We start from the raw sequence: 24,840 nt of genomic DNA, 5'->3' as shown, positions 1-24,840 counted from the left end.
CGGCAGCCTGGTGGCGGCCCGGCCGACCCTCTACGGCCGGCCGCCGGTCCGAGCACCTCCCGGGCCTGGCCACCGCAGCGTCGAGGCGGCCGGGCAGTGGCTCGGGGGAGCCGGAGTCCTTCATCAGTCGAACGCGCTGTTGAACGATGCTTGAGCGAGATCGGAGTACCGCTCACGCTTGCGCGGTCGATGAAGATATTGCTTGGAGGTTTCCTCCCCGTCAATCCCTCGATTGTGTTCACTTTCCGAACGGTTCCTTCCGGCCGGCCGGGCCGCCTCCGCGGCCGTGCCGGCGGCCGCCGGTCGCGTCCGGGCCCCACCGGTGGTGATCGGCGAATGATCCCGCGCGCCCGGCGCGCGCCTCCCCGGCAAGCGCCGGGCTCGTGCCCCCACGGCGCCGGTGACGCGCACCCGGTCGTGCACCATCATTGATGCCTAGTCGTGACCGCTCCGGGTGGCCCCTGGTGCGGCGTCAGTTGACGCCGCACGATACGGTGGCAGCACACCAGGACGGTTGCGCGAAGGCCGTCTGTCACGGATAGTCTTCGCCTCACGGCCCTGGCGCCTCGTAGGGGTGGGAATACTGATGGAACACATGCAAGTGCGGTCTCGGCCCCGCGTGCCGGCGATCCAGTGCGGCGTCGGCGCGACCGGCCGTCGGATCGAGCGTCACCTGGCTGTGCTCGGCGCGCCCGCACTCCCGGCGGTGGACACCGCCGAGGCACTCGGGTTGATAAGGGAACTGACGCCGCGCGGCGCCGGCACCCCGACCGCGCCGCGCCGCCACGTGCGGGTGTCGTTGCTGGCGCCGCTGCGCCGGCTGCGGCGGAGCCTGTTCGGCGGTCGCGGCTAGGGTCTCCAGCCCTCGCGCCCACCGGCATCCGGCCCGACGGACCTCAGGGACCGTCGGGTCTTTGGCGTACCCCGTGCCCCGCGCCGGGTGCGGTGGACGGCCCGTGGCAACCCCAACCGCTCACCGTACGACACCGCGCCGCCGTGGCGCGGGCAGACGGCGAGGCGCTCCCCGGCGTTCCCGGCCGTGGGTGAGGATGGCGGTCATGGCGGACAACATCCACTCCACGCCCCTTCACTCCACGCCCCTTCACTCCGGCACCTTCCACTCCACCACCATCGAGATCACCACCGGCAGCCGCGAGGTCGCCCTCGACATCACCGGTCACTGCGCCGAGTTCCTCAACGACCGGGCCGCCGGCCGTGACGGCCTGCTCAACGTCTTCGTGCCGCACGCCACGGCCGGAATCGCCGTGCTGGAGACCGGTTCGGGCAGCGACGACGACTTCCTCGCGACGCTGCGCCACCTGATCCCCGCCGACGACCGCTGGCGCCACCGGCACGGCAGCCCCGGCCACGGCCGCGACCACGTCGTGCCCGGCCTGGTCGCCCCGCACGCCACCCTGCCGGTGATCGGCGGCCAACTCGCCCTCGGCGTGTGGCAGTCCGTCGTCCTGATCGACACCAACGGTGACAACCCGCACCGGACGGTCCGACTCTCCTTCCTGGGCTGACCGGCCTGGCGGCCTCCGGGCAGCGCCCCGGACGGGCCGGCTACCGCGCGGCGGTCCGGCCGCCGGGCAGGCCCGGTGCGTCCGGTGCGCCGGCCGTACGCGGTGCGCCGGCCGTCTCCGGCTCGTCGGGTCCGGGGAGGTCCTGGGCCGCCTCCACCGTGACCGCCTCGCCGGGCCGCCGCGCCGGGTCCCCTGGGGAGGCGGCCGCCATGGCGGGGGAGGCCGCCGAAGCCACGGCGGCGAGGTAGCGCTCGATGGCGAGGTACTGGCAGAGCACCGCCACCGGACGGCCGAGCCGGGCGTACCAGGAAGCGAGCCGGGCGAACGCCGTCACCTCGAACCAGACCTCGCCCGAGGCGTCCATGGTCACCAGGAACGCCTCCTCGCCGCACTCCGGGTGCCCGGGCAGCGTCCCGTACGCGAACCCGATCCGATCCGGCTCGTCCACCGTCCACACCACCCGGCAGGGGATCACCAGCCGGGGCTGCCGCAGCCCGGGCAGGCTCAGCCGCAGCAGGACGGTCGCCCCCTCCTCGGCCGGTGCGTACGGGTGGACGGCGAAGCCGCTGCCCAACTGGCTGCCCCAGCCGAGCACGTACCGCCCGGCCCGCTCCAGGACCTCCGGTCCGTGCCCGAGGTGGATCCGTCGCCGCAGGTGCGCGTAGCCCGCGGGTAGCCCGGCCTCGCGGGTGGCGCCCACCTCCGGATAGGTGGGGGCGGCGGCGCGGGCGGCGAGCAGACGTCGGTGAAGGGCGGTGGGCGATGCGGGCATGGGCCCCACCGTAACCGGGGCCGACGGCCGGGAGCGGGGCGGGTGGGGGCGGACCGACTGGCCGCCTCCGGGCCGTCTCAGGGGTGTCTCTGCGGGCCCTTCCGTGTGGCCGGGTCTCGCCGGCGGCTGTCCTCCCGGGTTGCCGGGCCCTTCGCGCTGCGGGGGCGTCTCCGCGGGCCCTTCCGTGCTGCCGGACTCTTCCGTGTTGCCGGGCCTCGCCGGTGGCCGTCCCTCCGGGCTGTCGGGCCCTTCGCGTTCCCGGGCCGTCTCCGGGGCGCCTCCGTGGGCCCTTCCGTGCGGCCGGGCCGCGCCGGCGGCCGTCCTCCCAGGCGATCCTCCCGGGCCGCCCGGTGCGGTGGCCGGGGTCGGCCTTGCCGCGGGGCAGTGGCGCGGAGTATCAAGGCGGCATGAGTGAAGTGGCGACGAACGACGACAACCCGGTCTGCGCACTCGCCCCCGGTGGGGCCGGGCCGGAGGCGGCCCTGACGCACGACCCGGAGCTGACCGGGCCGCGCGCGGACTGCGTGCTGTGCGGGGAGCCGACCGAACTGCCCTCCGACCACCCCGGCAGCACCCTCTGCCCGGTCTGCGCCTGGCAGCAGGCGCAGCGGATCGCCTGCTCCGGCTGACGGGCGGCCACCGCTACCGCGACAGGCTCCCGGGGCCGAGGCCGCTCGTAGCGTGTCCGACGCCCCGGCGTGCCCCGTCCGGGGGCCTCGCTCAGGCGTCCTCCCGCCCGGCCGGCGCGAGGGTGGAACCCCGGCGGCCCTTGCGGACCATCAGCTGGGCCGGGATGCGACTCCTCAGGTCGGCGACATGGCTGACGATGCCGACCGCGCGGTCCCGCTCGCGCAGGCCGTCGAGGACGTCCATCACCTCCTCCAGCGCCTGCTCGTCCAGCGTGCCGAAGCCCTCGTCGATGAAGAGCGTGTCCAGCGGCATGCCGCCCGCCTCGTCGGTCACCACGTCGGCGAGGCCGAGCGCCAGGGCGAGCGAGGCGAAGAAGCTCTCGCCGCCGGAGAGCGTCGAGGTGTCCCGCTCGGTGCCGGTCCAGGCGTCGACCACCCGCAGGGCCAGGCCCGAGCGCTTGTTGCCGGTGCCCCGGCCGTCGCTGTGGACCAGGGTGTAGCGGCCGCCCGACATCCGCACCAGGCGGGCGCTGGCCGCCGCCGCCACCTGCTCCAGCCGGGCTGCCAGGACGTACGACTCCAGCCGCATCCGCAGCCGGTTCTCGGTGGAGGTGCCGGCGGTGACCGAGGCCAGCCGGTTGATCCGGGTGTACCGGTCCAGCTCCGGGGCCAGCGCCGCGGCCAGCTCCGCCAGCTGCCGCCCGATCCCGGCCAGGGCCGCGCAGCGCTCGCCGGCCGCCTCGTGCGCGGCGTGTGCCCGGCGCAGCCGGTCGGTGGCCGCCAGCAGCGCGGCCTGGGTGCCGGGCAGGTCGGCCGGTGGGCGGGCGACCGCCCCGGCCAGCTCGGGCAGGGCCAACTGCTGCTCCGCCGCGGCCAGTGCCGAGCGGTGCCCGGTCAGCCGGGCCTCCAGCCGGTCGCGTTCCGCCCGGGGCAGCAGCACGGCCGCCGCCTCCTCGGGGCTCGGGAACCCGGCCGAAACGGCGGCGCGGGCCAGCTCGGCGTCGGCCTCCTTCAGTCGCAGTGCCGCGTCCGCGCAGGTGCGGGCGGCCCCCGCGACCGCCGCCACGCCGTCGGCCAGCCGGGCCAGCGCCGCCGCCCGGCCGGCCACCGAGGGCGCGCCGCCCCGGGCCGCGGCCACCCGGCGGTCCAGCTCCTCCTGCTCGCCGCCGAGGCTCTGGAGCCGGGCGGTCAGCACGGCGGTGTGCTCACCCGCGTCACGCAGGGCGGCGAGCTGGCGGGCCTGGTCCTGTGCCAGGCGCTCCAGCTCCCGGGTGACCGGGCCCAACCCCTCCGCCGTCCGCAGCGCCTCGTGGTGCTCGCGCTCCAAGGTGCCGAGCGCCTCGGTGAGGGCCGTGACGCCCTCCTGCCCGGCCGCCCCGGCGGCGGCGGCCTCGCGCACCCGCAGGCCCGCCAGCTCCCGCTCGGCGGTGTCGGCCGCCTGCTCGGCCCGCCCCTGGGCCGCCCGGGCGCGTTCCTCGTCCGCGGCGCCGACCTGGCCGCTCGCCGGCCGGGCCGGCTCCGGATGCTCGGGCGAACCGCAGACCCGACAGGCCTCGCCCGCCCGCAGTCGTGCCGCCAGCTCGGCGGCCATGCCGGTGAGCCGGCGCTCGCGGAGGTCCTGGCTGTGCTCGCGGGCGTCGAGTGCGTCGGTGCGCAGGGTGACCGACCGCGGCTCGGCCAGCGCGATCGCCGCCCGCAGTTCGTCCCGCCGGCGGGCGGCGGCCAGCCGCCCGGTCAGCTCGCCGCGCCGGATGTCCAGCTGCTCGACCCGGGCGCCGGCGGCCCGGGCGGCGGACTGCTCCTCCTGGAGCGCGGCCAGCCGGCCGTCGAAGTCGGCCAGCCAGTCGGCCGCCTCCTCGGCGAGCTCCTCGGCGCGCCGGCGGTCGGCCTCCAGCGACGCCTGCTCCCGGCGGAGCTCCGCGCAGCGCTGCTCGTCGGCGCGGGCCGCCTCCAGCCGGACCAGCTCGGCCCGCAGCCGGTGCTCGGCCGCGACGAGCTCCTCGGCCTCGGCGCGCGCCGGTACCAGGCCCTCGCCGTCCGGTGCGGCGGCCAGCGCGGCGCGGTGGCGGTGCTCCTCCTCACGGGCCGCCCGGTGGGCCGCCCCGGCGGCCTCGCGCAGGTGCAGCACCGATTCGACCCCGACGGCCGCCCGGGCGGCGGTCAGCCGGCCGAAGTCCCGCTCCATCGCCGGCGCGTCCTCGGCGAGGCGGGCCGCCTCCCGCGCGGCCTCCCGGTGGCGGCGCTGCCGTTCGGCCAGCTCCTCGGCGGCGCCCCGGGCCGCCTGGGCCGAGCGATGGCCCGCCTCGGCGCCGGCCAGCGCGGCACCGGCGACGGCGAGCTGCTCGGCGGCGCCGCCGCGCAGGATCGCGGCCCAGCCGAGCACTCCGGAGGTGAGGTCGGCGGCGGGGTGCGCCGACTCCTCCTCGGTGGGCACCCAGCCGGCGGCGGGCTCGGCCTGCGGGCCGGCCGCCTGCTCGGCCTTGCTGGCCAAGTCCCGCAGGCGCCGGCGGCCGGTCTGGACGGTGGCCTCGTGCGAGCGCCGCTGCTCGGCCAGCCAGGCCTCGACGTGCTGGAACCGCTCGGTGTCGAACAGCCGCCTGAGCAGCTTGCTGCGCTCCTCGGAGTCGCCGCGCAGGAAGCGGGCGAAGTCCCCCTGCGGGAGCAGTACCACCTGGCAGAACTGCTCCCGGCTCATCCCGATCAGCCGGTGGATCTCCTCCCCGGCCTCCTGGTGGGATTTGCTGACCGCCCGCCAGCCCGGCGTACCGTCGCCGCCGTCGGCCGCCCACTCGCGCAACAGCGTCTGGGCGCGCTCGACGGTCGTCCCCCTGCCGACCTTCTTCGGGCGCAGCTGCTCCGGCAGGCGGGTGATCTCCAGCCGCCGCCCGCCGAGCGTCAGCTCCAGCCGGACCTGGGTGAGCCGCAGCGGGTCGGCGTGGTCGCTGCGCAGCCGGTTGGCCCGCCGGGCGCCCGGCACCTCGCCGTAGAGGGCGAAGCAGACGGCGTCCAGCACGCTGCTCTTGCCCGCGCCGGTGGCCCCGCGCAGCAGGAAGAGACCGCCGGCGGCCAGCGCGTCGAAGTCGACCGTCTCGGTGCCGGCGAACGGCCCGAAGGCGGTGACGGTCAGGCTGTGCAGTCTCATCGGGGCAGCTCCGCCTTCCGGTCCCCGGTCTCCCGGACGGTCTCGAAGCCCTCGCGCAGCCAGCCGAGCTCGTCCGCGTCCGGCTCGGCGCCGGGGCGCACGTGCCGCAGGAAGCCCTCGGCGATCTCCAGGTCCGCCCGCCCGCTCACCCGGGCCGCGTAGGAGGGGGAGGCGGCCGCCCCGCTGTCCTCGGGATCGAAGAGCAGCTGCAGGGTGTGCGGGAAGCGTCGGCGGAGCTGCTCCATGGGCTCGCCCGGGCGGCCCGGGTCGGTCAGGGTGGCCTGGACCCAGGACCGCTCGTGCTCGGCGTGCTCCGGGGCGGACAGCAGCTCGGCGAGGCGGCCGCGCAGGCGGGCCAGCGGGCGCGGCTGCGGGCAGTCGACCCGCTCGGCGGCGACCGTGCCGTCCGCCGCGAGGTCGACCAGCCACATGGTCTTGCGGTGGGTGGCCTCGGAGAAGGAGTAGGCGAGCGGCGAGCCGCTGTAGCGCAGGTGCGGGGCGAGCGTCTGGCAGCCGTGCAGGTGGCCCAGCGCGGCGTAGTGCACGCCGTCGAACACGGACGCGGGGACGGAGGCGACGCCGCCGACCGCGATGTCCCGCTCGCTGTCGCTGGGTGCGCCGCCGGTGACGAAGGCGTGCGCCAGGACCACCGCCCGGGTGCCCGCCGGGCGGGTCGCGAAGTCCGACCGGACGGCGTCCATCGCCGCGCCGAGCACCGCCGCGTGGCCGCCGCGCGCCAGCCCGAACCGCTCACGGACCAGCGTCGGCTCCAGGTAGGGCAGCCCGTAGACGGCGACCGGCCCGTGCTCGTCGGCCAGCAGGACCGGCACCGCGCACTCGCCCGGGTCGGTCCGCAGGTGCACGCCGGCGCGGCCGATCAGGCCCGCGCCCACCCCGAGCCGGCGGGCCGAGTCGTGGTTCCCGCTGATGAACACCGTCGGCACGCCCAGGCCGGCCAGCCGGTGCAGCACGTCGTCGAACAGGGCGACCGCCTCCAGGCCGGGCAGCGCCCGGTCGTAGACGTCGCCGGCGACGAGCACGGCGTCCACGCGCTCGGCCCGGACCACCGCCACGAGGTGGTCCAGGAAGGCGCGCTGGGCGTCGTGCAGGCTCTCCCGGTGGAAGGAGCGCCCGAGATGCCAGTCGGAGGTATGCAGCAGTCGCATGGTCCCCGACCATAACGTCCGGCACTGACAACGCGGGCCGGACCGGGTTTCCCACCTGTCCGAGGGGCCCCTCGGGCGGTCGCCCAGGGTGGATTGTCGGTGACGCTGTGTATGTTCTCGATCGCCGGCCGACCCGGGCCTCGGGGCGGCGTGGCACGAACCCGTGGGAGGGACCATGTCCGCGCAGTTCCTGTTCTCCGACCTCGCCGACCTCCCCGACTACGCCGACGACGCCGACTTCTCCGACGGCCGCGTCGTCCCCGGTGCCGTCGGCCCCGAGCCTGCGGGGCGGGCCGGGCGGGCCTTGCCCGGGCGCTCGGCGGCCGATCGGGGCGCACGGCGCACGGCGCGTGCCCGGTCGGGGCAGCGGCCGGGGTCGGGCGGGCCGTCCGCCGGTGGCCCGCCGGGTGGCCCGCCGTCCGGCGACCGGGGCGGCGGCCGACCCCCGGGTGGCCGGGCGGCGGGCCGGGCAACCGGCGGAGGCGGCGGCGGTCCGGGCGGTCCCCGGGCCCGGTGGCGGGGCGGTTCGCCCGTCGCGCCGCCACCACAACCGGTGGCGCTCGCGCTGGCCGTCCGCGCCGCCGACTTCGCCGAGCTGGCCCGGCACGGCCTGTTCGGCGCCCTCGCCTTCCGGGACTACCTGCGGCGGACGGAGGCCGGGCTTCGGGCGCTGCGCGGGCAGGGCATCGAGGTGCACCTGCGGGTGTTCGAACCGGCTGATTACGAGGACTACTGCGAGGCGTTCGGCCTCGATCCCGGGTCGGCGGCCGCGCGCGTCGCGTACGCGGCCGACCCGGAGCTGGCCGGCGAGCCCTTCGTCTACGCCGGCGAGCGGCTGACCGAACTGCTCCCGGTGCTGGTCGACGACCACTCGGCCCGGGTGCGGATCTCGATCGCCTGCGCCGCCCTGCTGGACGCGGTCGGGGACGGGCCGTCGGGGCGATCGCGGCTGGTCGCCGTGGCGCATCACGTCACCGCGGTCTACCTGGCGCTGGCCGAGGGCGCCGGGGCGGGCGGCCATCTGCTGACCCTGCGCTGCCACGGCCCGGAGGACGGCGAGCACCTCACCGCGGCGGCGGACGTCCGCACCGAGGGCGGGCACCTCTTCGCCGGCGGCCGGAACGCCGAGGCGTTCTGCGCCACCCTGGCGGCAGGGGTGGCCCTCGGCGGCGCGGGCGCGCTCCTGCTGCACGGGGACGGGGGCGGGGGCGGGGACGGGGCGGTGGCCGGCGGCCGGGTGGTGCGTGGCTGGGCCCTGGAGGCCGGGCGGCTGCGGCCGATGGCAGCCGGGGAGGTGGCCGACGCGCTCGCCGACGAGGTCGCCCAGGGTGTGCCCGTCCCGTCCGGAGCGGTTCCGCTGCCGGGCTTCCCGCTGCCGGCCGCGCCGCCGTCCGGGGCCGGGCCGCCGTCCGGCCGCGGTGACCTGGGCCGGGAGGGCGGTGGGCCGCTCGTCTGACCCCCCGGGTGAGGCCTCCGTGTCCACCAAGCGGCGCTGGGGACTGTTCATCGACCGCCTGTTCGGGGAAGATTTCGGGGAAGATCAACAGGAGAAGCGCGCGGTGCCCCACACCGCCGCTTCACCGCTCCGCCCCGTACCGCGCACGCAGGTCCTCCCCGCGCACCGCCGGTCCGGCGAGCCCGACACCGAAAGGGGGACGCATGAGCCGGATCGAGTACAGCGCGGAGATCGCCGAGCTGCTGGGCAAGGTGCGGCGGCGTCCCACGGCGGGCTGGCCGTGGCGGCCCGGCGAGCGGGTGCCGGGCGGGCTGCCGGTGAAGCAGTCGTGGGGCTGGCTGTTCGCGCCCGACGGCCGGGTGCTGACGCTGATCAACCCCAAGGACGGCATCGTCTCGCTCCCCGGTGGCTCGCTGGAGCCCGAGGACGACGGCGACCCGGGCTCCGCGCTGGCCCGCGAGGCGGCCGAGGAGGCCCAGGCGGTGATCGGCACGCCGTACTACCTCGGGTACCTCTACGACCGGGTCGGTTCGGCGAACGGCGGGCACGAGTGCGCCCGGGTCCGGATGGCCGCCGCGCTGCGGGCGGTCGGTCCCAGCGCGCCGGATCCGGCCTCGGGCCGGCACTACCGGCGGCTGCTGGTCGCGCCCGGGCTCGCGGTCGAGCTGCTCGGCTGGGGCGGGCCCGGCCTGCGCCAGGCGCGGGCGGCGGTCGCGGCCGGTGCCCGGTGGCTCGGGGTGCCCACGGCCGCCAACGAGGCGATCGAGGAGCTGCCGGTCGAGGGCTGCGAGGTCTTCCCCGGCGCGGTCCAGCCGGGGCCGGCCACGTTCGCCCTGGGCCAGGCGACGTTTCAGCAGGGTTCGGTGGCGGGGCACCCGGGATCCGGCGGTGTCCAGCCGGTCCCCGGCGTCGGCCACCGGGCGGACGGGGAGTGAACGGATGACGGTGCCGCACCCGGTGGGGCTCTTCCACCACGTCGAGCTCTGGACGGACGACCTCGGCCTCGCCGAGGCGCAGTGGTCCCCGGTGCTGCTCGCCCTCGGTTGCGAGCCCTTCCAGCACTGGCCCCGAGGCCGCAGTTGGCGCCTGGGCACCGCCTACCTGGTGATCGAGCAGTCGCCCGCGCTCCTGCCGGGCGGTCATCAGCGGCTGCGTGCCGGGCTCAACCACCTCGCCGTGCACGGGTCGCGCGCGGCGGTGGCCGCCGCACTCGCGGCCGGGTGGACGGTCCGGGTGGACACCGGCGAGACGGTGCACCTGATCGACGGTCAGGGCTTCGAGCTGGAGATCGTCTGCGCGGAGGGCCGGGATCCCGAACCGGTCGCCACGCCGGATCCGGCAGCCGTCGGCCCCGCGGATCCTGACGCCGACCCGGGCGAGTGAGCGCGCGACGGCTTCGCGGCCGTCCCTCGAACGGGGCACCCGTCGCCGGTGCCGCCGACGGCGCCGCCGGGGCCTGACCAGCGCACTTCCGGTATCCCGTGGGCGAATTCACTCCACGGTTGTCAGACGGACCGTCAATTGCCTTGGCATGACCACTTCCCCGGCACCCTACTGCCTGGTATCACAGAGTGTGACTCGCGTCACTCCCTGGAGGTGCCATGCTACGCCCCACCCGTGCCATGTCCACGGCCGCCCTCGCGGCGCTCCTCACACTGACCACCCTCTTCACCGCCTCGTCCGCCCACGCGGCCGGTGTCAATTACGCGGCCCTGGGCGACTCCTACGCCTCCGGCCTGGGCTCCGGCAGCTACACGAGCGAGAGCGGAAGCTGCAAGCGGAGCACCAACGCCTACCCCTACCTCTGGAAGAACGCGCACGCCCCGTCCTCCTTCTCCTTCGTCGCCTGCTCCGGTGCCAGAACCGGTGACGTCCTCAACAACCAGCTCTCGGTCCTGAACTCCGGCACCACGCTCGTCAGCATCAGCGTCGGCGGCAATGACGCCGGCTTCGCCGGCACCATGCAGACCTGCGTGCTGGACTCGGAGAGCGCCTGCCTCAACGCCGTCGCCACCGCGAAGGCCTACGCCGCCAACACGCTGCCCGGCCAGCTCGACCAGGTCTACGCGGCCATCCACGCCAAGGCGCCCAACGCCCGCGTGGTGGTGCTGGGCTACCCGCACCTCTACAAGATCGGCGGCAGCTGCATCTTCGGCATCGGTGACACCAAGCGTGCCGCGATCAACGGCGCCGCCGACGCCCTGGACGGCGTCATCGCCAAGCGGGCCGCCAACGCCGGGTTCGCGTTCGGCGACGTCCGGGGCGCCTTCACCGAGCACGAGATCTGCGGTTCCCAGACGACCTGGCTGAACAGCACCACCCTGCCCGTCGAGGAGAGCTACCACCCGAAGGCCTCCGGGCACTCGGGGGGCTACCTCCCGGTGTTCTCCGCGCAGGTCTAGCCCGCGACGACGCCGGCCGTCCGCACCCCTGACGTGGGTGGGGACGGCCGGCGCACCGGCTCAGCGCCGCGGTGGGAACGGGATGCCGGCGAGCACCGGCAGCAGTTCCCGTTCCTCGTAGTCCAGGTGCGCCTCCAGTTCGGCCGACATCCGCGCCAGCTCCGCCCGGAACCGCTCGGGCTCGGCCACCCCGATCCCGGCCAGCAGCCCCACCAGTCCGTCCTTGATCCGGCCGACCGAGCGGTGCTCCTCACCCAGCCGCGCGAGCGTCTCCCGCAGCTGCGGGTGGCTCCGCGCCAGCGCGGGGAAGATCGCGGCATCCTCGCCGGCGTGATGGTGGGTCAGCCCTTCGCAGAGCGCGAGGCAGTGTTGCCGGATCTGCAGCCCGAGACCCGGCGGCCGGCCGTCGGCCGCGGGCCCGGCCGCGAAGTGGGCCTCGGTTTCGGCCCGGACGTGCCGGAGTTGGGCGCGCAGCCAGGTGTGCACCTCCAGCAGCTTGTCCGCGAGGCTGGCCACCGTGGGCGGCTCGGTCGCGGACCGCTCCAGGGCCACCACCGGCAGCAGTCGTTCGGTGTGCGTCTGGTAGTCGCCGTAGCCGGGTGCGGCGCGGACGACCGCCTCGAACAGCCGGTCCCGCCGGGTGCCCTCGGCCGGCACCGCGACGGTCTCGAACACCTCGGTGCCGAGTTCCACCCGCACCACGGGGTGGGCGAGCAGATTGCGGTACCACTGCGGGTGGTCCGGCGCCCCGGCGGCCGAGGCGACGACCAGCAGCAGACCGTCCGCGCGGACGTACCCGAGCGGCACCGTGTGTTCCCGCCCGGTCCGCTCGCCGGTGGTGGTGAGCAGCAGCAGGTCGCCGCCCTCGAACGGGCCGCCGACCTGGCCGGCGTTGGCCCGGAATTCCTCGATGATCGTTTGATTGAAAGACATGGGCATGCGTGGTGTGAAGTCTCCAGGGGGGAGGGCCACAGCCGGCCGGCACGCGCTCACGACAGTACGACGACGAAGCCGGCGCGCGCGGAAGACAGCTGCGGCGGCTTGTGTCAGATCAGGGAAGCGGAGAAAGAACTCATCGCGCGTCGTCCCTCGGTGAAAGGTGCTCGCTCGGTCGCCGGCCGGCCCAGTTCTCTTTGGCCGACACCACGCTGCACGCCCTCATTGAAACCACCGGGTCCACCCCGTGTCAACGGGCAAGATCATGTCGGCGGACGCGCATGCTCCCACTGGAGAAGCACGGCCGTCGCGTCGTCATGGCACTTGCTGCGTGGCCACCGCAGGCAGGTCGGATCGGACCGCTCAAGCTCCCGCGTGCGGTTGATGATCCGACGGGGCCCGTACTCTTCGAGGTCTTCGAGGAGGTCCGGCCAGGTCAGGGTGTCGAAGTCGTCGACCGCTCTGGCGGCGCCGTCGGTGAGGATCGCCGCGGACCGGACGTCCGAGAGGCGGGCCGCACCGGTCAGTGACTCTTCGGCCGCTGCGGGATCCGCCGCAGCGACCCAGTAGCCGTCGACCGTGTTCATCACCTCACGTTGGGCCCTGGCCAGGGCTGTCGTGCGCTCGCTCGGACGAAGCGACCTCAAGTCGGCCGCCAAGGCCGCATGCTGTGCCCCGGTGATCTGTGAGACACGATGGTCGGCGATGATCTCGACGGTGGTGGGAAGCCTGACCGCCACTGTGGTGTCGGCGAGAACAAGCCACTCCAGGAATTCCCCGTGAACCCTTGCGACAGCGACGGTGGCGGAGGGGGTGAACGGGTTCCCCAGATCGCACATGGTGGAGTGCGCCTGCGAGGTTCCGAGGATCGCGTCGGCCAGGCATTCCGTCAGGCTCGCTCGCGGGTCGGCGGCCCGACTGTGAAGCATGGCTCCGAGCGTTCGGACGAACCAGGGCACGCCGTGGACGCAGCCGGTGTCCAGGACATCGGGGAGGCCGGCGCCATCGAGCACGACGACCGCGTCCGAGCCGGCCAGAGCGAAGTCCTCGTTGACTCCGCCGGGACGTGCCGCCGTTGCGAGCGAGACGAGCACGTCAGGCTTCCCCGTGCAGCAACACGCCCGTCACGGAGTGGCTTGCCAGGATGCGGTTTGTTCCCGCCTCGTACTCGCACCCGATGACCATGGAGAAGGGATGGGCTCCCGCCTCCTCGTAGAGGTCGGCGATGTGCTCGGACAGATAGTGCGCGGCCCCCATCGAGCCGGCCGCGTGCACGCCGGCGATCAGCAGGAAGGTGCCCTGACCGTCGGGGCGGGGGAGGCGTCCGAGATAGGCCACGTCGGCAGGCCGGGGTTCGTCCGGATCATCGGCAGGGGAGGTGTGTGTCTGGTCGCGTCCTCGATCGATCAGTGCCCAGCGTCCGTCGTCCAGAGTCTTGAACGACAGGCGCGGGTCGGCACCGAGGGCTTCTGCGATGACGGGGGAGCTCTTCGGACCGCAGATGACCACCAGGCCGGCGCGGTTGAGGTCAACCGCGCCGGATGCCGGGATGTACTCCAGGTCGCCGTCGAGCTGGAGCCGGTGTCCGCTGTTGATCAGTTGCTGCCCGGCGGCACTGTCCTCCATCGCCACGTAGTCCCGGTCGCCCGCGCGTCGGGGAACGGCGACCAGCAGCCGGTGCGTGCCGAGGAATGAGCGCTCGGCGGGCGGGCCGGCGTCCTTGAGCTGGGCAACCCTCGCGCGACTGATGCCCATGAGCTTCGCGACCTCGGCCATGGACAGTCCGTTGCTGCGCAGCCACGCGATGCTCTCCTTCCGCATGCGGGAGGTCTCGATCACTGCCGCCTGGAGCTGTTCCATCAGTTCGACCGACGCTTTGACGCGCAGGCGGTGATCCTTGATGGCCGCGAGGCGCTGCACTTCATCGATCACGGCACGGTGCCTTCCGGCCGACCTGAGCTGCTGATCCCATGGCCACATGGTAAGGGGGACTTGACACTCTGGCCAATGGCCTGCTTGCCTGGTGTTAATCCCCCCTTACCGGTGGGAGTTTGACCGCCTGGATGGTAACCCTCCCTTAGCGGTATGTGTGGGTGGGTGCCGAGTCAGGACGACTGCTTGGGAGCTGCCGATATGACTCGCCGTGTCCAGCGGGCCGACCTTCCCGCGTTCGTCCGCGAGGCGGTGGAGGCCGGACTTCGCGGCCCGGTTCGCCTGATGAGGTCGCTCTCCGGTGAGTTCGACTCCGAGATCGCGGCGAAGCTCGTGGCACCCACGGGGAGTGTGTTCCTCAAGGCGAGACATATCGAGCACCCGGACGCCTGGGCCCTGTGGCGCGAGGCGGAGGTGAATCCCTACGTCACCCGGGTGGCGCCGAGGCTGCTCTGGCAAGTGGAGGTGGACGGTTGGCGGTTGCTCGGATTCGAGCATGTCGACGGGCGTCCTCCCGCGTAGGGGCGCGGGTCGCGGGATCTGCGGCAGATGGCCGGGCTGCTGCGGAGGCTGGCCCGGCCGGTCCCTCCGGAAGTGCTGTTGCCGCGCGCGGAGGAGTGGTGGGCCACCTGGGTCGACGACCCCTCCGTGCGCGCCCGGTTCGCGGGGGACGCGCTGCTGCACACGGACCTCGCGCGCGAGAACGTGCTGATCCGGGGCGGGCGCACGCGGCTGGTGGGCTGGGCCTCGGCCATGCGGGGGGCGGTGTGGATCGAACCCGCGATCTGGGTGCTCCGGCTGATCGCCGACGGCGGTCAGCCGGCCGCGTACGCGGAGGGTTGGGCGTGCGGGATTCCGGCCTGGGAGGAGGCCGACCCCGAGGTGCTGGACGCCTTCGCGCTGGCGGGCGTCCGGCGTTGGGAGGACGACCCGGTGCTGGGGCCGGCCGCCCGGCGGTGGCACGCGCATCGGTTGGCCGGGGACCGGCCGATGGTGTGAGTCGCGCCGCCGCTCCCCCCGGAGCGGCGGCGCGGTGCGCGGGCTACCGCAGGTAGCCGGCCAGGCCGGCGGGGGTCAGGCCGGCCGCCTGGGCGGCGGCGAGGGCGCGCTGGAGGTCGCCGGCGAGGGTGTCGGTCCAGTGCATCAGCACGACGTCGCCGGGGGACAGGGTGCCCTCGTGCCAGATGTTGGAGGCGCCCCAGCTGAAGTCGGCGTCGGCGGTCAGCACGGTGCGCATGCCGCAGTTGGCGGCCGCCTGGAGCACGTCGGCGTTCCAGGTGAAGTACGGCGGGCGGAAGACGGTCGGCGCGGTGCCGAAGGTGCGGGTCAGGGCGTCGCGGGCGTCGCAGATCTCGACCTGCTGCTCGGCGGGGGAGAGCGTGGTCAGGTCCGGGTGGGAGACGCTGTGGTTCTGCACGGACGAGCCGGGAACGGCGGTCACGCGCCGGAAGAAGTCGGGGTCGGTGGCGGCCGGCATCGGCAGCGGGAAGGCGGTGATCGGCAGCTTGTGGTCGGCGATGAACCGCTCCGCCTCGGGGGTGCGCTGCCAGCCGTCGTCCACGGTGAAGAAGACCACCCGGTCGCTGGTCGCCACCGAGCCGCCGGCGGTCGCGGGAGCGGGAGCCGGGCCGTCCACGCGGACGTCGTCGACGGCGAACGGGCCCTGCTGGTACCAGCCGTGGACGTACAGTCGCACGGTGCGCGCGGTCGGGCCGGTGGTGAAGCGGGTGGTCAGCTTCTGCCAGCCGCCGTTGGTGGTCTCCGTCCAGGCGGGGGCGACGTCGCGGCCGGTGCCGGTGGCGCCCAGGTAGACGAACGCGCCGCGCACCCAGGCCGAGGCGGTGTACGTGGTGTCGGGCTGGACGGAGACGGTCTGCGCGCACTCGCCGTTGGAGTCGTCGCCCGCCGGGGTGACGGCGAGGGCGGAGCCGCCGGAGTGCGGGGCGGTGGTGGTGACGGACGCCTCGGCCGGGCCGCCGGCGCAGCGCCAGCCGGGGACGCTGCCCCAGTCGGCGAGCGAGGAGGCGGGGATCTCGAAGCCCGGGTTGGTGGCCAGGTTGACGGTGGGCGCCGCGGGTGCGCCGGGCACGGGATCGGCGGACGCCGGGGCGGCGAGGCCGCAGACGGCGAGCAGCGTGCAGGCGGCCAGCGCCGACAGGCGCGAGGACATGGACACGTGGGACTCCTGCGTGGGGGCAGTGGGGAACACACCCGTGGGGAGGGCGTGTGGAACGGGATGGAGCGCTCCCCGAGGGGTGGGAGCCGGTGGCGTGCCGCACTCGGACCGAGGCAAAACAATGGACTGGACCACTCGGATCGTCAAGGGACCGGCCGGTCACGAACGGGCCGCGCGCCGTGCCGCAAACGGGACAAGACGCACCGTCAGGGGGTGTACAGCTCCTCGATGTCCGGCCGGTAGTACTCCGCGATGGCCGACCGGCGCAGCTTCAACGAGGGCGTCAGCAGGCCCTGGTCCACGCCGAACTCCCTCGGCAGCAGGCGGAACGCCCGGATCGACTCGGCGCGTGAGACGGCGGTGTTCGCGGCCGCCACCGCCCGCTGGATCTCCGCGTGCAGCTGATCGTCGGAGAGCACCGCCCACGGGTCCAACTGCTCCCGCCCGTGCGACTTCAGCCAGTGCGCCAGCGCCGGCGGGTCGAGCGTGATCAGCGCGGCCACGTACGGGCGGTCGTCGCCGACCACCAGGCACTGCGAGACCAGTGGGTGCGCCTGCACCCGATCCTCCAGCGTGGCCGGGGCGAGGTTCTTGCCGCTGCTGGTGACGATCAGGTCCTTCTTGCGCCCGGTCAGGGTGAGGTAGCCGTCCTCGTCCAGCCGGCCGAGGTCCCCGGTGCCGAACCAGCCGTCGTACAGGGACTCCTCGGTGCACTCCGGGTGGTTGAGGTAGCCGCCGAAGACACCGGCGCCGCGCACCCACACCTCGCCGTCGTCGGCGATGGCCACCGAGGCACCCGGCACCGGCCGTCCGACCGTGCCCAGCTTCGGCCGGCCGGCCGGGTTGGCGGTGATCGCGGCGGAGGTCTCGGTGAGGCCGTAGCCCTCGTAGAGGTTGAGGCCGATGCCGGTGAAGAAGAGGGCGAGGTCCCGGTTGAGGGTCGAGCCGCCGCACATCACGCCGCGCACCCGGCCGCCGAGCACGGCCCGCAGCCGCTGGTAGACGGTCCGTTCGTACGCCAGGTGCCGCAGTCTCAGCCGGGGGCCCGGCCCGGGGCCGTGGCCCAGCGCGCGCTGTTCGCGGGCGGTGGCCCACTCGACGGCCACCTGCCGTGCCTGCTCGAAGAGTTCGCCCCGCCCGGCCTCCTCGGCCGTCCGCCGGGCCTGCTGGAAGACCTTGTCGAAGACATAGGGGACGAGGTGCAGGAAGGTCGGCCGGTAGGAGGCGAGCGCGGGCAGCAGGGCCTCGGTGGAGACCTCGGGAATGTGCCCGATCCGGAAGCCGCCGCGGATCGCCGCGATCTGCACCATCCGCCCGTAGACGTGCGCGAGCGGGAGGAAGAGCAGCGTGGACGGCTGGCCGCCGCCGGTGTCGGCGAAGACCTCGGCCCAGCCGTCGAGCAGGGCGTCGGCCGAGGAGGCCAGATTGGCGTGGGTGAGCAGGCAGCCCTTGGGCCGGCCGGTGGTGCCGGAGGTGTAGACGACGGTGGCGACGTTCTCGGCCGAGACGCCGAGCCGCTGGCGGTGGACGAGCGAATCGGGCACCCCGCGCCCGTCCTCCGCGATCGAGGCGACGCAGCCCCGGTCCAGCTGCCAGATGCCGGTGAGGTCGGGCAGCGCGTCACAGACCGCGCCGACCGTCATGGCGTGGTCCTCGTCCTCGACCAGGCAGGCCACCGCCTGGGTCTCGGCGAGGATCCAGCGGACCTGTTCGGGCGCCGCGGTCGGGTAGATCGGGACGGTGATCGCGCCGATCGACCAGAGCGCGTAGTCGAACAGGGTCCACTCGTAGCGGGTGCGGGACATCAGCGCGACCCGGTCGCCGTACCGGACGCCCCGGGTCAGCAGGCCCTTGGCCAGCGCCAGGACCTCGTCCCGGAAGGCGGTCGCGGTGACCTCCCGCCACTGCGGGTCGCCCTCCGTCCGGCGGACGAACTGGACCAGGCCGGACGTGCGTTCGGCGGTGTCGTAGAGCGAGTCGGCCAGCCCGCCGGTGGCCGGGGGCCCGGCCGGGGCGGGGGAGGTGAACTCGCGCACATTGCCCCCGATCCCGTTGCGGCCCCTGCCTGCCGGGCCCGTACGGGCGTCCGGATCGGCGGCGCGCTGAACGGTCGGGCAGGTGGAGCGAAACTATCGGATTGCTCTGTCACTGCCCAGGGTTGTGACCGTGACGCGACGAGATCGGCACCTGCCCGTGTGGAAAGTGCCGTAGCCGGGGATGGCTGGGACGGGTGCCGGACGGGCGAATCCGGGATGACCAGGATGATTCGGACATGATCGGGGCGGGGGTGCGGAGAGGGCGGGTTCGACCCTCGAACGAGTGGTCAGGGCGTAGTAGGCTCTCGCAGACCTGCGGCCGGGGCCTTCCGTCCGGGGCCGGTCCGACCGTCGGGAACCCCGAGCGAAACCCCCGAACGAGGACCCCGCACGAAGACCCGCGGGAAACCCCGCACGAAGATCACGCAGCACCCCGCAGGACCCCGTACCGCCACCGCCCGCCCGTCCCGGCCGACCGTCCCTTCGAACCGCTCCCCGTCCGCGCCTGGCACTTCCCCACCGAGGACTCCATGCGTCTGCGCAGCAGCTCGATCCGCGCGAAGATCATCGCGCTGCTCCTGGTGCCCATCGTCGCGCTCACCGCCCTGTGGGTGTACGCGACGCTCGCCACCACCGGAGACGTCTGGAGCCAGTTGGCGGTCAGCAGTACGTACAAGGAGTTCGGCAAGCCGGTCGACCAGTACGCGTACGACCTGCAGAACGAGCGCCGCGCCGCCGTCCAGCGGCTGGCCGATCCGACCTCGCCGGCCGCCCGGGACGCCTTCGAGCGGGCCCAGGCCGTCACCGACCGGGACCTCGCGGTGCTGCGGGACAAGAAGACCGGCGACGGGGGCAAGCTCGACGCGGCCCAGCGCGGCCGGTACCTGCAGATCCTCGCGGCCGCCGACCAGCTGCCCCCGCTCCGCAGTCAGATCAGCCGCTCCTCGCTCAACTGGGAGTTCGCGCTCGGCCAGTACAGCGACCTCGTCAAGCCCACCTTCGGCTTCCGGTCCGCCTTCGTCGCCCGGCAGAGCGGCCAGCTGCCGCGCCAGGGGACGATCCTGATCGAGCTGGCCCGGGCCCGCGAGTACCTCTCCCAGGAGGACGCGGCCATGGAGGGCCTGTCCACCGCCACCGGCCGGCCCACCGCCGAGCAGTACCAGGTCGCGATCGACGCCCTGCACAACCAGCAGGCCCTGTTCACCGTCTACATCGTCGAGCTCGACCCGGTCGACCAGAGCGACTACATCGCGCTGCGCGGCGGCGAGGCCTGGGCGGCCCTGTCCCGGGCCGAGGCCGACTTCGTGGGCGCCGGCGGGCCGGATCGGGTGGTCCAGGCGATCGACGGCGACTCCTGGCGGGAGACCGCCGAGCGGGCGCTGGGCGACCTCGCGGCGATCAACACCAGGCTGGCGGGCGCGATCGGCGACCGCGAGCGCTCGTACGCGGTCGGGCTGCTCTGGCGCGGCGGCATCGCCGGTGCGATCGGCCTGGTCGCCGTGGTGCTGTCGGTGATGATCTCCTACCGAATAGGCCGGGGCCTGGCCCGCGAGCTGATCGGCCTGCGCAACGCCGCCAACGAGCTGGCCGGCACCCGGCTGCCCTCGGTGATGCTGCGGCTGCGCCGCGGCGAGGCGGTGGACGTCGCGACCGAGGCGCCGGAGCTGCAGTTCGGCCCGGCCGAGATCGGCCAGGTCGGGCGGGCGATCAACGCCGTGCAGCGGGCCGCCGTCGAGGCCGCCGTCGAGCAGGCCGATCTCCGGCGCGGTGTCTCGGCGGTCTTCGTCAACCTGGCCCGCCGCAGCCAGGTGCTGCTGCACCGCCAGCTGACGCTGCTGGACACGATGGAACGCCGCACCGAGGACCCGGCCGAGCTGGAGGACCTCTTCAAGGTCGACCACCTCACCACCCGCATGCGCCGTCACGCCGAGGGCCTGATCATCCTGGCGGGCGGCTCCCCGGGGCGGGCCTGGCGCAAGCCGGTGCGGATGGTGGACGTGGTCCGCGCCGCCGTCGGCGAGGTGGAGGACTACGCCCGGGTGATCGTCCGGCCGTTCCCCGGCACCGGGCTGCTCGGCAGCGCGGTCGCGGACGTCACCCACCTGATCGCCGAGCTGGTCGAGAACGCCGCGGTGTACTCCCCGCCGAGCACCCAGGTGACCGTCCAGGGCGAGGTGGTGGCGCACGGTTTCGCGCTGGAGATCGACGACCGGGGGCTCGGGCTGAGCGAGCAGGCGCTCGCCGAGATCAACGAGCGTCTCGCGGTGGAGCAGGAGTTCGACCTCGCCGACACCGACCGGCTGGGCCTCTTCGTGGTCAGCCGGCTGGCCCGGCGGCACGGCATCCGGGTCCACCTGCGGCCGTCCCCGTACGGGGGGACCACCGCGGTGGTGCTGATCCCGCGTGAACTGCTCGCGGACGCCTCGGACGGGCCGGCCGCCGCGGTGGCTCCCGGCCGGCGTGCGGTGCCGGCCCGGCAGGGCGAGCGCGACCTGGTCGTGGTGCCCGCGCCGACCGGCGAGGGCGGCCGGAGCGGCGCCGGCGCGAGCGGCGCGGCCGACGGCGGCGTCCGGCCCGACAGCCGCCGGACCGGCGGGACGGCGTCCGAGCAGGGCGGACGGCACCGGGGGACCGGCGGTCCGCGTCCGTCGGCGCCCGAGACGGCCCGTACCCCGGGCGGTCTGCCGCGGCGGGCCCGGAGCCGGAGCGGGCCGACGCTGGTCACGGCGTCGCCCGACGAGGCGGTGCGGGGCTTCGGCCGCCACCGCCGGGAGGGCGTGACCGCGCCGGAGGGCGCCGAGGGCGGCCCGCAGGACGTCGGCGCCCTCGGCCGGGACGGCGAGGCCGCGGGCCGCGAGCCGGTCGAGCGGCGGTCCGTCGGGCCGCGGTCGGTCGAGCCGCCGGCCGTCTCGTCGCCGGCCGTCTCGTCGCTGACCGTCGAGCCGCGGTCCGTCGAGCAGGCGGGCACCGACCGGTCCGCCGGCGGGCCCGGCCCGCTGCCGCGCCGGGTCCGGCAGGCCAGTCTCGCGCCCCAGCTCCGGGAGCGCGCCGTCCAGGAGCCCGAGCGGTCCGCCGCCGACAGCCTCCGCGAACGCTCGCCGGAGGAGGCGCGGGCGACGTTCGCCTCCTTCCAGCGCGGCTTCACCCGGGGTCGCGGGCCGGCCGCCCCGGTCCCGGCCGCCCGGCCCGTCGCCGTGCCCGCCTGGCAGCCGCCGGACCCGACCCGTCGCGCGATCAGCCCGGCCCCGGCCCCCGCGGCCCTGCCCGCCCCGCCCCCCGGCGACCGGGCCCCGCTCGCCCGCTGGGTGCCGGGCGGACCGCTCGCACCGCGCGCCGCACAGACAGCACCCTCATCACCGGCAGTACCGGCACCACCCGCACCACCCGCTCCAGCGGAAGGAAGAGATTCATGACCACTTCGACGCAGTCGGCCGGGGACCTCAACTGGCTTCTCGACGATCTCGTGGGGCGCGTCGCGGCCCTGCGGCACGCGGTGATCCTGTCCAGCGACGGACTGGCCACCGGGGCCTCCCGCGACCTCGACCGCGAGGACGCCGAGCACCTGGCCGCCGTCGCGGCCGGCTTCCACAGCCTGGCCAAGGGCGCCGGCGGGCACTTCAAGGTCGGCGGCGTCCGCCAGACCATGGTCGAGCTGGACGAGGCCTTCCTCTTCATCACCGCGGCCGGCGACGGCAGCTGCCTGGCGGTGCTGAGCGAGGCCGAGGCCGACATCGGCCAGATCGCCTACGAGATGGCCCTGCTGGTGAAGCGGGTCGGCGAGCACATGGCCGCCGAGCCGCGAACCGAAGCCGCCCCGCCGGGGAGATGAGCGGCCCGATGGCGGAGGAGCCGGAGCTGGAGCAGGACGACCCGGGCGGGGACGAGTCCGGGGTCGACCTGTTCCAGCCGCGCACCCCGGTCGACGACCGCTGGTTCGACGACGACGCCGGCCCGGTGGTGCGGCTGTACTCGATGACCCGGGGCCGTACCCGGCCGGTCGAGGACGGCTTGTTCGACCTGATCTCGCTGATCACCGCCGCCGACCCCGGGCCGCAGGCCGGGGCGGTGCCCGCGCATGTGCTCGACCCGGAGCACCAGACCATCCTGGCCTGGTGCCGCCGCGAGCCGCTGTCCGTCGCCGAGCTGGGCTCCTACACCGACCTGCCGGTCAGTGTGGTCCGTGTGCTGCTCGGCGACCTGTACGACGCCGAGCTGATCAGCGTCACCCGACCCGTTCCGCTCGCCGAGCTGCCGGACGAGCGCCTGCTGCGAGACGTGATCAATGGACTCCGTGCGCTCTGACCACCACGAGTACCCCGCCGTCGGCGCCACGGCCGACGATCCGCGCTGGCGCGGTGGTCCGGCGGTCGCGGTGAAGATCCTGGTGGCGGGCGGCTTCGGCGCGGGCAAGACCACGCTGGTCGGCTCGGTCAGCGAGATCCGCCCCCTGCGCACCGAGGAGGAACTGAGCGAGCTCGGCCGCCCGGTGGACGACACCGAGGGGGTGGAGACCAAGCGGACCACCACCGTGGCGATGGACTTCGGCCGGATCGACCTGCGCCCCGGGCTGGCACTCTACCTGTTCGGCACTCCCGGGCAGGACCGGTTCTGGTTCGTCTGGGACGAGTTGGCGCGCGGCGCGCTCGGCGCGGTGGTGATCGCCGACACCCGCCGGCTGGCGGACTGCTTCCCCTCGGTGGACTTCTTCGAGCAGCGCGGCATCCCCTTCGTGGTGGCCGTGAACTGCTTCGACGGCACCGAGTTGTTCGAGCCGGAGGAGGTCCGGGACGCGCTCGACCTGGACCCGGGGATCCCGGTCCTGCTCTGCGACGCCCGCCGGCGCGAGGACGGCAAGGACCTGCTGGTCGCCCTGGTCGAGCACGCCGCCGGCTGGGGCCGGGGTGCCCCGGCAGGGGCCTGACCGGCGGGCCCGCGGGAGCGGCCGTCTCAGCGGGCTGTCCGCATGCCGGACGGCCGTCGGTCGGAAGGTTGCCTTGACCCGGTCCGGCGTGGAAGGCTCTGTGAACGAAGGCCGCCCGGCCCTGCCGTCGGGGTGCCTCGGGGTACACCGGAGCGCCGCGGGAACCGTCGCGGCGCACCACGACACACGGCCTCCGCGGCCGTGTCCAGGGACCAGGGGGAGGGCAGTACCGTGACCGTCGACCACCGCCGTGCCGCCGCCGCGCCCACTCCGGTCACGCCGGCCCTGACGATCCGCCGGTACATCGACCACGCACTGATCTGCAGCGCCTGCTGTCGGTGACGGATCGGCCCGTCCCCCGGTAAATCCGACGGACCTCCTGGCTCGACCCGCCTTCCCCGGCTGCCGCGCCATGTCCTGACGATCCGTCATCTCGTCGACCCGGTCGTGCCGGACGCCCTGTCCGGTGCTTCGCCGGTGGTCCGGTACCGCTTCGCGGAGAGCACCAGTGAACCTCGCCTGCCCCACCTCCACCCCCGCTGCCGCCGGGTCCGACGGCCTGTCGGGAGCCCCGCGCCGAGTGCGGTGCAACGATCCGTTCACATGGTTCAATAGGCGCATGAGCAACGTCGTGGACAGCAGCCGAGGTCACCTCGACCTCGAGCCGTTCTGGCCGTCCCGGCAGCCGCACCTGTTCGACCAGACGTGTCCGGGTTCGCCCAGCGCGTCCCGGCTCTCCGCCCGCTGACCTCGGTTCAGCCCCCGGCAGTACGCCCGGTCGACGCGCAGACGACTCCACCCCGTCCGTCACGCGCGAAATGAGCGGCACCATGTCTTCTTCCTCCACGGCCACCCTTCCCCTCCCCACCGCGACCCCGCACCTGCGCGCGGTCCGCTCCCTCCCCTCGACCGCCGAGCGATGGCACGGCGGGGCGCTCCCCCAGCACCCCGCGGCACCCCAGCACCAGGCGGCTCCGCAGCACCCGGCCGCCGGCCAGGCTCCGGCGCAGTTCCCGACGCACAACCCGGTGGCGCAGCCCGGCCCGGCCGCGCAGCCGCCGCAGGCGCTGCTCGCCGCGCTGCCGGAGGGGGCCGCCGTCGTCGCCGCGCTCCCGCAGGGCGCACTGCCGCAGGCTCTGCTCGCCCAGTACGGCGCGCAGTTCGGGGCCTCGGCCGGTCACCCGATGGTCGGCTACCTGGTGCTGGTGCCCGCCGAGAACGGCGCACCGTTCGGTGCGGCCCTTCCCGCGGCTGCCGTCCAGGGCGTCCAGGGCGTCCAGGGCGGCCCGGTGCCGAACGCGCCGTTCCATGCCGCGCAGCCCCAGGGCCAGAGCCGGGGTCAGGCGCCGGCCGCCGCGCCGGCCGCCGGCCGTCCGGTCCGGCCGGCCGGGCACGGCATCGCCGTCGACGTCGAGCGCCGCAACGCCTACGTCGACGGGCGGTTGCTCGACCTCACCTACCTGGAGTTCGAGCTGCTGGCGCACCTGACCGAGCACCCGCAGCGGGTGCACACCCGTGACCACCTGGTCTCCGCCGTCTGGGGCTACGGTCACGTCGGCGACGGCCGCACGGTGGACGTGCACGTGGCGCGCCTGCGCCGCAAGCTCGGCGCGGCCTACCGCGACAGCATCGTGACGGTCCGCCGGGTCGGCTACAAGTACACCCCGGTGGCGTGAACCGCCGCTGATTCCTCTGCCACGGGCCGGGCGTTCCTTCGAACGCCCGGCCCTCAGGGCTGTCCTGACG

The 24,840-nt window shown here is 74.8% G+C and carries 23 protein-coding genes; 15 read left to right on the top strand and 8 right to left on the bottom strand.

From position 1 onward, the window contains the following. Nucleotides 1-586 precede the first annotated feature (586 nt). Together ACIQTO_RS27680 and ACIQTO_RS27675 are read left to right on the top strand one after the other, a co-directional pair. Entirely contained in the window at nt 587-853 is a 267-nt protein-coding gene (locus ACIQTO_RS27680) for a hypothetical protein (RefSeq protein ID WP_380571329.1), read from the top strand. A gap of 205 nt (nt 854-1,058) precedes the next feature. Further along, nucleotides 1,059-1,526 carry a YjbQ family protein gene (locus ACIQTO_RS27675; protein ID WP_402393300.1) on the top strand — a complete coding sequence of 156 codons (468 nt, stop codon included), beginning with the start codon at nt 1,059-1,061 and terminating at the stop codon, nt 1,524-1,526. A gap of 40 nt (nt 1,527-1,566) precedes the next feature. Here the strand turns inward: ACIQTO_RS27675 and ACIQTO_RS27670 are convergent, their stop codons facing one another. Further along, on the bottom strand, nt 1,567-2,298 hold the full coding sequence (locus ACIQTO_RS27670; RefSeq protein ID WP_402393297.1) for a DUF1990 family protein: 732 nt from the start codon (nt 2,296-2,298) through the stop codon (nt 1,567-1,569). Between the two features lie 407 nt (nt 2,299-2,705). Here ACIQTO_RS27670 and ACIQTO_RS27665 point away from each other — a divergent pair, with 407 nt between their 5' ends. After that, a complete protein-coding gene (locus ACIQTO_RS27665; RefSeq protein ID WP_402393295.1) occupies nt 2,706-2,927 on the top strand; it encodes a hypothetical protein in 222 nt (73 codons plus the stop codon). A 91-nt stretch (nt 2,928-3,018) separates the two neighbouring features. Here the strand turns inward: ACIQTO_RS27665 and ACIQTO_RS27660 are convergent, their stop codons facing one another. Next, nucleotides 3,019-6,069, bottom strand: a complete 3,051-nt coding sequence (locus ACIQTO_RS27660) for an AAA family ATPase (RefSeq protein ID WP_402393292.1) — start codon at nt 6,067-6,069, stop codon at nt 3,019-3,021. Beyond that, a complete protein-coding gene (locus tag ACIQTO_RS27655; protein WP_402393290.1) occupies nt 6,066-7,235 on the bottom strand; it encodes an exonuclease SbcCD subunit D in 1,170 nt (389 codons plus the stop codon). The genes ACIQTO_RS27660 and ACIQTO_RS27655 overlap by 4 nt, the downstream gene beginning before the upstream one ends. A 553-nt stretch (nt 7,236-7,788) precedes the next feature. Between ACIQTO_RS27655 and ACIQTO_RS27650 the strand changes: the two genes are divergently transcribed. From ACIQTO_RS27650 to ACIQTO_RS27635, 4 genes are all read left to right on the top strand, one after another. Further along, the gene (locus tag ACIQTO_RS27650) at nt 7,789-8,691 is read left to right on the top strand and encodes a hypothetical protein (protein WP_402393288.1); all 903 of its coding nucleotides are present in this window, start codon (nt 7,789-7,791) and stop codon (nt 8,689-8,691) included. A gap of 203 nt (nt 8,692-8,894) precedes the next feature. After that, nucleotides 8,895-9,626 carry a hypothetical protein gene (locus ACIQTO_RS27645; RefSeq protein ID WP_402393285.1) on the top strand — a complete coding sequence of 244 codons (732 nt, stop codon included), beginning with the start codon at nt 8,895-8,897 and terminating at the stop codon, nt 9,624-9,626. A gap of 4 nt (nt 9,627-9,630) precedes the next feature. After that, nucleotides 9,631-10,074 (top strand): glyoxalase, encoded by a 444-nt coding sequence (locus ACIQTO_RS27640; RefSeq protein WP_402393282.1) that lies wholly within the window; start codon nt 9,631-9,633, stop codon nt 10,072-10,074. A 218-nt stretch (nt 10,075-10,292) separates the two neighbouring features. After that, nucleotides 10,293-11,093 carry an SGNH/GDSL hydrolase family protein gene (locus ACIQTO_RS27635; RefSeq protein ID WP_402393279.1) on the top strand — a complete coding sequence of 267 codons (801 nt, stop codon included), beginning with the start codon at nt 10,293-10,295 and terminating at the stop codon, nt 11,091-11,093. Nucleotides 11,094-11,153: 60 nt separating this feature from the next. On the opposite strand, the gene ACIQTO_RS27630 is transcribed toward ACIQTO_RS27635, so the two are convergent. The 3 genes from ACIQTO_RS27630 to ACIQTO_RS27620 form a co-directional block, all read right to left on the bottom strand. After that, the gene (locus ACIQTO_RS27630) at nt 11,154-12,032 is read right to left on the bottom strand and encodes a nitroreductase/quinone reductase family protein (protein ID WP_402393277.1); all 879 of its coding nucleotides are present in this window, start codon (nt 12,030-12,032) and stop codon (nt 11,154-11,156) included. A 260-nt stretch (nt 12,033-12,292) separates the two neighbouring features. Continuing rightward, a complete protein-coding gene (locus ACIQTO_RS27625) occupies nt 12,293-13,123 on the bottom strand; it encodes a hypothetical protein (protein WP_402393274.1) in 831 nt (276 codons plus the stop codon). A gap of 1 nt (nt 13,124) precedes the next feature. Continuing rightward, a complete protein-coding gene (locus tag ACIQTO_RS27620) occupies nt 13,125-13,961 on the bottom strand; it encodes a sigma-70 family RNA polymerase sigma factor (RefSeq protein WP_402393271.1) in 837 nt (278 codons plus the stop codon). A gap of 201 nt (nt 13,962-14,162) precedes the next feature. Here ACIQTO_RS27620 and ACIQTO_RS27615 point away from each other — a divergent pair, with 201 nt between their 5' ends. Beyond that, nucleotides 14,163-14,483 carry a hypothetical protein gene (locus tag ACIQTO_RS27615; protein ID WP_402393268.1) on the top strand — a complete coding sequence of 107 codons (321 nt, stop codon included), beginning with the start codon at nt 14,163-14,165 and terminating at the stop codon, nt 14,481-14,483. Nucleotides 14,484-14,555: 72 nt separating this feature from the next. Further along, nucleotides 14,556-14,960 (top strand): hypothetical protein, encoded by a 405-nt coding sequence (locus tag ACIQTO_RS27610; RefSeq protein ID WP_402393266.1) that lies wholly within the window; start codon nt 14,556-14,558, stop codon nt 14,958-14,960. Between the two features lie 43 nt (nt 14,961-15,003). Here the strand turns inward: ACIQTO_RS27610 and ACIQTO_RS27605 are convergent, their stop codons facing one another. Both ACIQTO_RS27605 and ACIQTO_RS27600 read right to left on the bottom strand, forming a co-directional pair. Further along, nucleotides 15,004-16,131, bottom strand: coding sequence for a polysaccharide deacetylase family protein (locus tag ACIQTO_RS27605; protein WP_402393263.1), 1,128 nt, complete (start codon nt 16,129-16,131; stop codon nt 15,004-15,006). Between the two features lie 212 nt (nt 16,132-16,343). Beyond that, nucleotides 16,344-18,173, bottom strand: coding sequence for an AMP-dependent synthetase/ligase (locus tag ACIQTO_RS27600; protein ID WP_402393260.1), 1,830 nt, complete (start codon nt 18,171-18,173; stop codon nt 16,344-16,346). 530 nt (nt 18,174-18,703) lie between these two features. On the opposite strand from ACIQTO_RS27600, the gene ACIQTO_RS27595 reads away from it, so the two are divergent. From ACIQTO_RS27595 to ACIQTO_RS27570, 6 genes are all read left to right on the top strand, one after another. Beyond that, nucleotides 18,704-21,586, top strand: a complete 2,883-nt coding sequence (locus ACIQTO_RS27595) for a nitrate- and nitrite sensing domain-containing protein (protein ID WP_402393258.1) — start codon at nt 18,704-18,706, stop codon at nt 21,584-21,586. Then, nucleotides 21,583-22,002 carry a roadblock/LC7 domain-containing protein gene (locus ACIQTO_RS27590; RefSeq protein ID WP_380571312.1) on the top strand — a complete coding sequence of 140 codons (420 nt, stop codon included), beginning with the start codon at nt 21,583-21,585 and terminating at the stop codon, nt 22,000-22,002. The genes ACIQTO_RS27595 and ACIQTO_RS27590 overlap by 4 nt, the downstream gene beginning before the upstream one ends. 8 nt (nt 22,003-22,010) lie before the next feature. Next, nucleotides 22,011-22,475, top strand: coding sequence for a DUF742 domain-containing protein (locus ACIQTO_RS27585; protein WP_402393255.1), 465 nt, complete (start codon nt 22,011-22,013; stop codon nt 22,473-22,475). A gap of 70 nt (nt 22,476-22,545) precedes the next feature. Next, nucleotides 22,546-23,094, top strand: a complete 549-nt coding sequence (locus tag ACIQTO_RS27580) for a GTP-binding protein (protein WP_402393346.1) — start codon at nt 22,546-22,548, stop codon at nt 23,092-23,094. Between the two features lie 619 nt (nt 23,095-23,713). After that, a complete protein-coding gene (locus tag ACIQTO_RS27575; RefSeq protein WP_360632088.1) occupies nt 23,714-23,842 on the top strand; it encodes a hypothetical protein in 129 nt (42 codons plus the stop codon). Between the two features lie 82 nt (nt 23,843-23,924). Next, nucleotides 23,925-24,770 (top strand): winged helix-turn-helix domain-containing protein, encoded by an 846-nt coding sequence (locus tag ACIQTO_RS27570; protein WP_402393252.1) that lies wholly within the window; start codon nt 23,925-23,927, stop codon nt 24,768-24,770. The last annotated feature ends 70 nt before the right edge of the window (nt 24,771-24,840 follow it).

Source organism: Kitasatospora sp. NPDC091207, from assembly GCF_044768625.1.
Classification (GTDB): Bacteria; Actinomycetota; Actinomycetes; order Streptomycetales; family Streptomycetaceae; genus Kitasatospora.
The sequence above is the reverse complement of the archived record's forward strand: the minus strand, read 5'-3'. Positions and strand labels throughout refer to the sequence as shown.

What these genes read in the sequence shown, in the direction of transcription:
- ACIQTO_RS27585 (WP_402393255.1), top strand. Translation starts at nt 22,011, where the DNA reads ATGGCGGAGGAGCCGGAGCTGGAGCAGGACGACCCGGGCGGGGACGAG.
- ACIQTO_RS27635 (WP_402393279.1), top strand. Translation starts at nt 10,293, where the DNA reads ATGCTACGCCCCACCCGTGCCATGTCCACGGCCGCCCTCGCGGCGCTC.
- ACIQTO_RS27570 (WP_402393252.1), top strand. Translation starts at nt 23,925, where the DNA reads ATGTCTTCTTCCTCCACGGCCACCCTTCCCCTCCCCACCGCGACCCCG.
- ACIQTO_RS27645 (WP_402393285.1), top strand. Translation starts at nt 8,895, where the DNA reads ATGAGCCGGATCGAGTACAGCGCGGAGATCGCCGAGCTGCTGGGCAAG.
- ACIQTO_RS27605 (WP_402393263.1), bottom strand. Translation starts at nt 16,131, where the DNA reads ATGTCCTCGCGCCTGTCGGCGCTGGCCGCCTGCACGCTGCTCGCCGTC.
- ACIQTO_RS27640 (WP_402393282.1), top strand. Translation starts at nt 9,631, where the DNA reads ATGACGGTGCCGCACCCGGTGGGGCTCTTCCACCACGTCGAGCTCTGG.
- ACIQTO_RS27655 (WP_402393290.1), bottom strand. Translation starts at nt 7,235, where the DNA reads ATGCGACTGCTGCATACCTCCGACTGGCATCTCGGGCGCTCCTTCCAC.
- ACIQTO_RS27615 (WP_402393268.1), top strand. Translation starts at nt 14,163, where the DNA reads ATGACTCGCCGTGTCCAGCGGGCCGACCTTCCCGCGTTCGTCCGCGAG.
- ACIQTO_RS27665 (WP_402393295.1), top strand. Translation starts at nt 2,706, where the DNA reads ATGAGTGAAGTGGCGACGAACGACGACAACCCGGTCTGCGCACTCGCC.
- ACIQTO_RS27670 (WP_402393297.1), bottom strand. Translation starts at nt 2,298, where the DNA reads ATGCCCGCATCGCCCACCGCCCTTCACCGACGTCTGCTCGCCGCCCGC.
- ACIQTO_RS27575 (WP_360632088.1), top strand. Translation starts at nt 23,714, where the DNA reads ATGAGCAACGTCGTGGACAGCAGCCGAGGTCACCTCGACCTCGAGCCG.
- ACIQTO_RS27675 (WP_402393300.1), top strand. Translation starts at nt 1,059, where the DNA reads ATGGCGGACAACATCCACTCCACGCCCCTTCACTCCACGCCCCTTCAC.
- ACIQTO_RS27590 (WP_380571312.1), top strand. Translation starts at nt 21,583, where the DNA reads ATGACCACTTCGACGCAGTCGGCCGGGGACCTCAACTGGCTTCTCGAC.
- ACIQTO_RS27680 (WP_380571329.1), top strand. Translation starts at nt 587, where the DNA reads ATGGAACACATGCAAGTGCGGTCTCGGCCCCGCGTGCCGGCGATCCAG.
- ACIQTO_RS27595 (WP_402393258.1), top strand. Translation starts at nt 18,704, where the DNA reads ATGCGTCTGCGCAGCAGCTCGATCCGCGCGAAGATCATCGCGCTGCTC.
- ACIQTO_RS27630 (WP_402393277.1), bottom strand. Translation starts at nt 12,032, where the DNA reads ATGCCCATGTCTTTCAATCAAACGATCATCGAGGAATTCCGGGCCAAC.
- ACIQTO_RS27660 (WP_402393292.1), bottom strand. Translation starts at nt 6,069, where the DNA reads ATGAGACTGCACAGCCTGACCGTCACCGCCTTCGGGCCGTTCGCCGGC.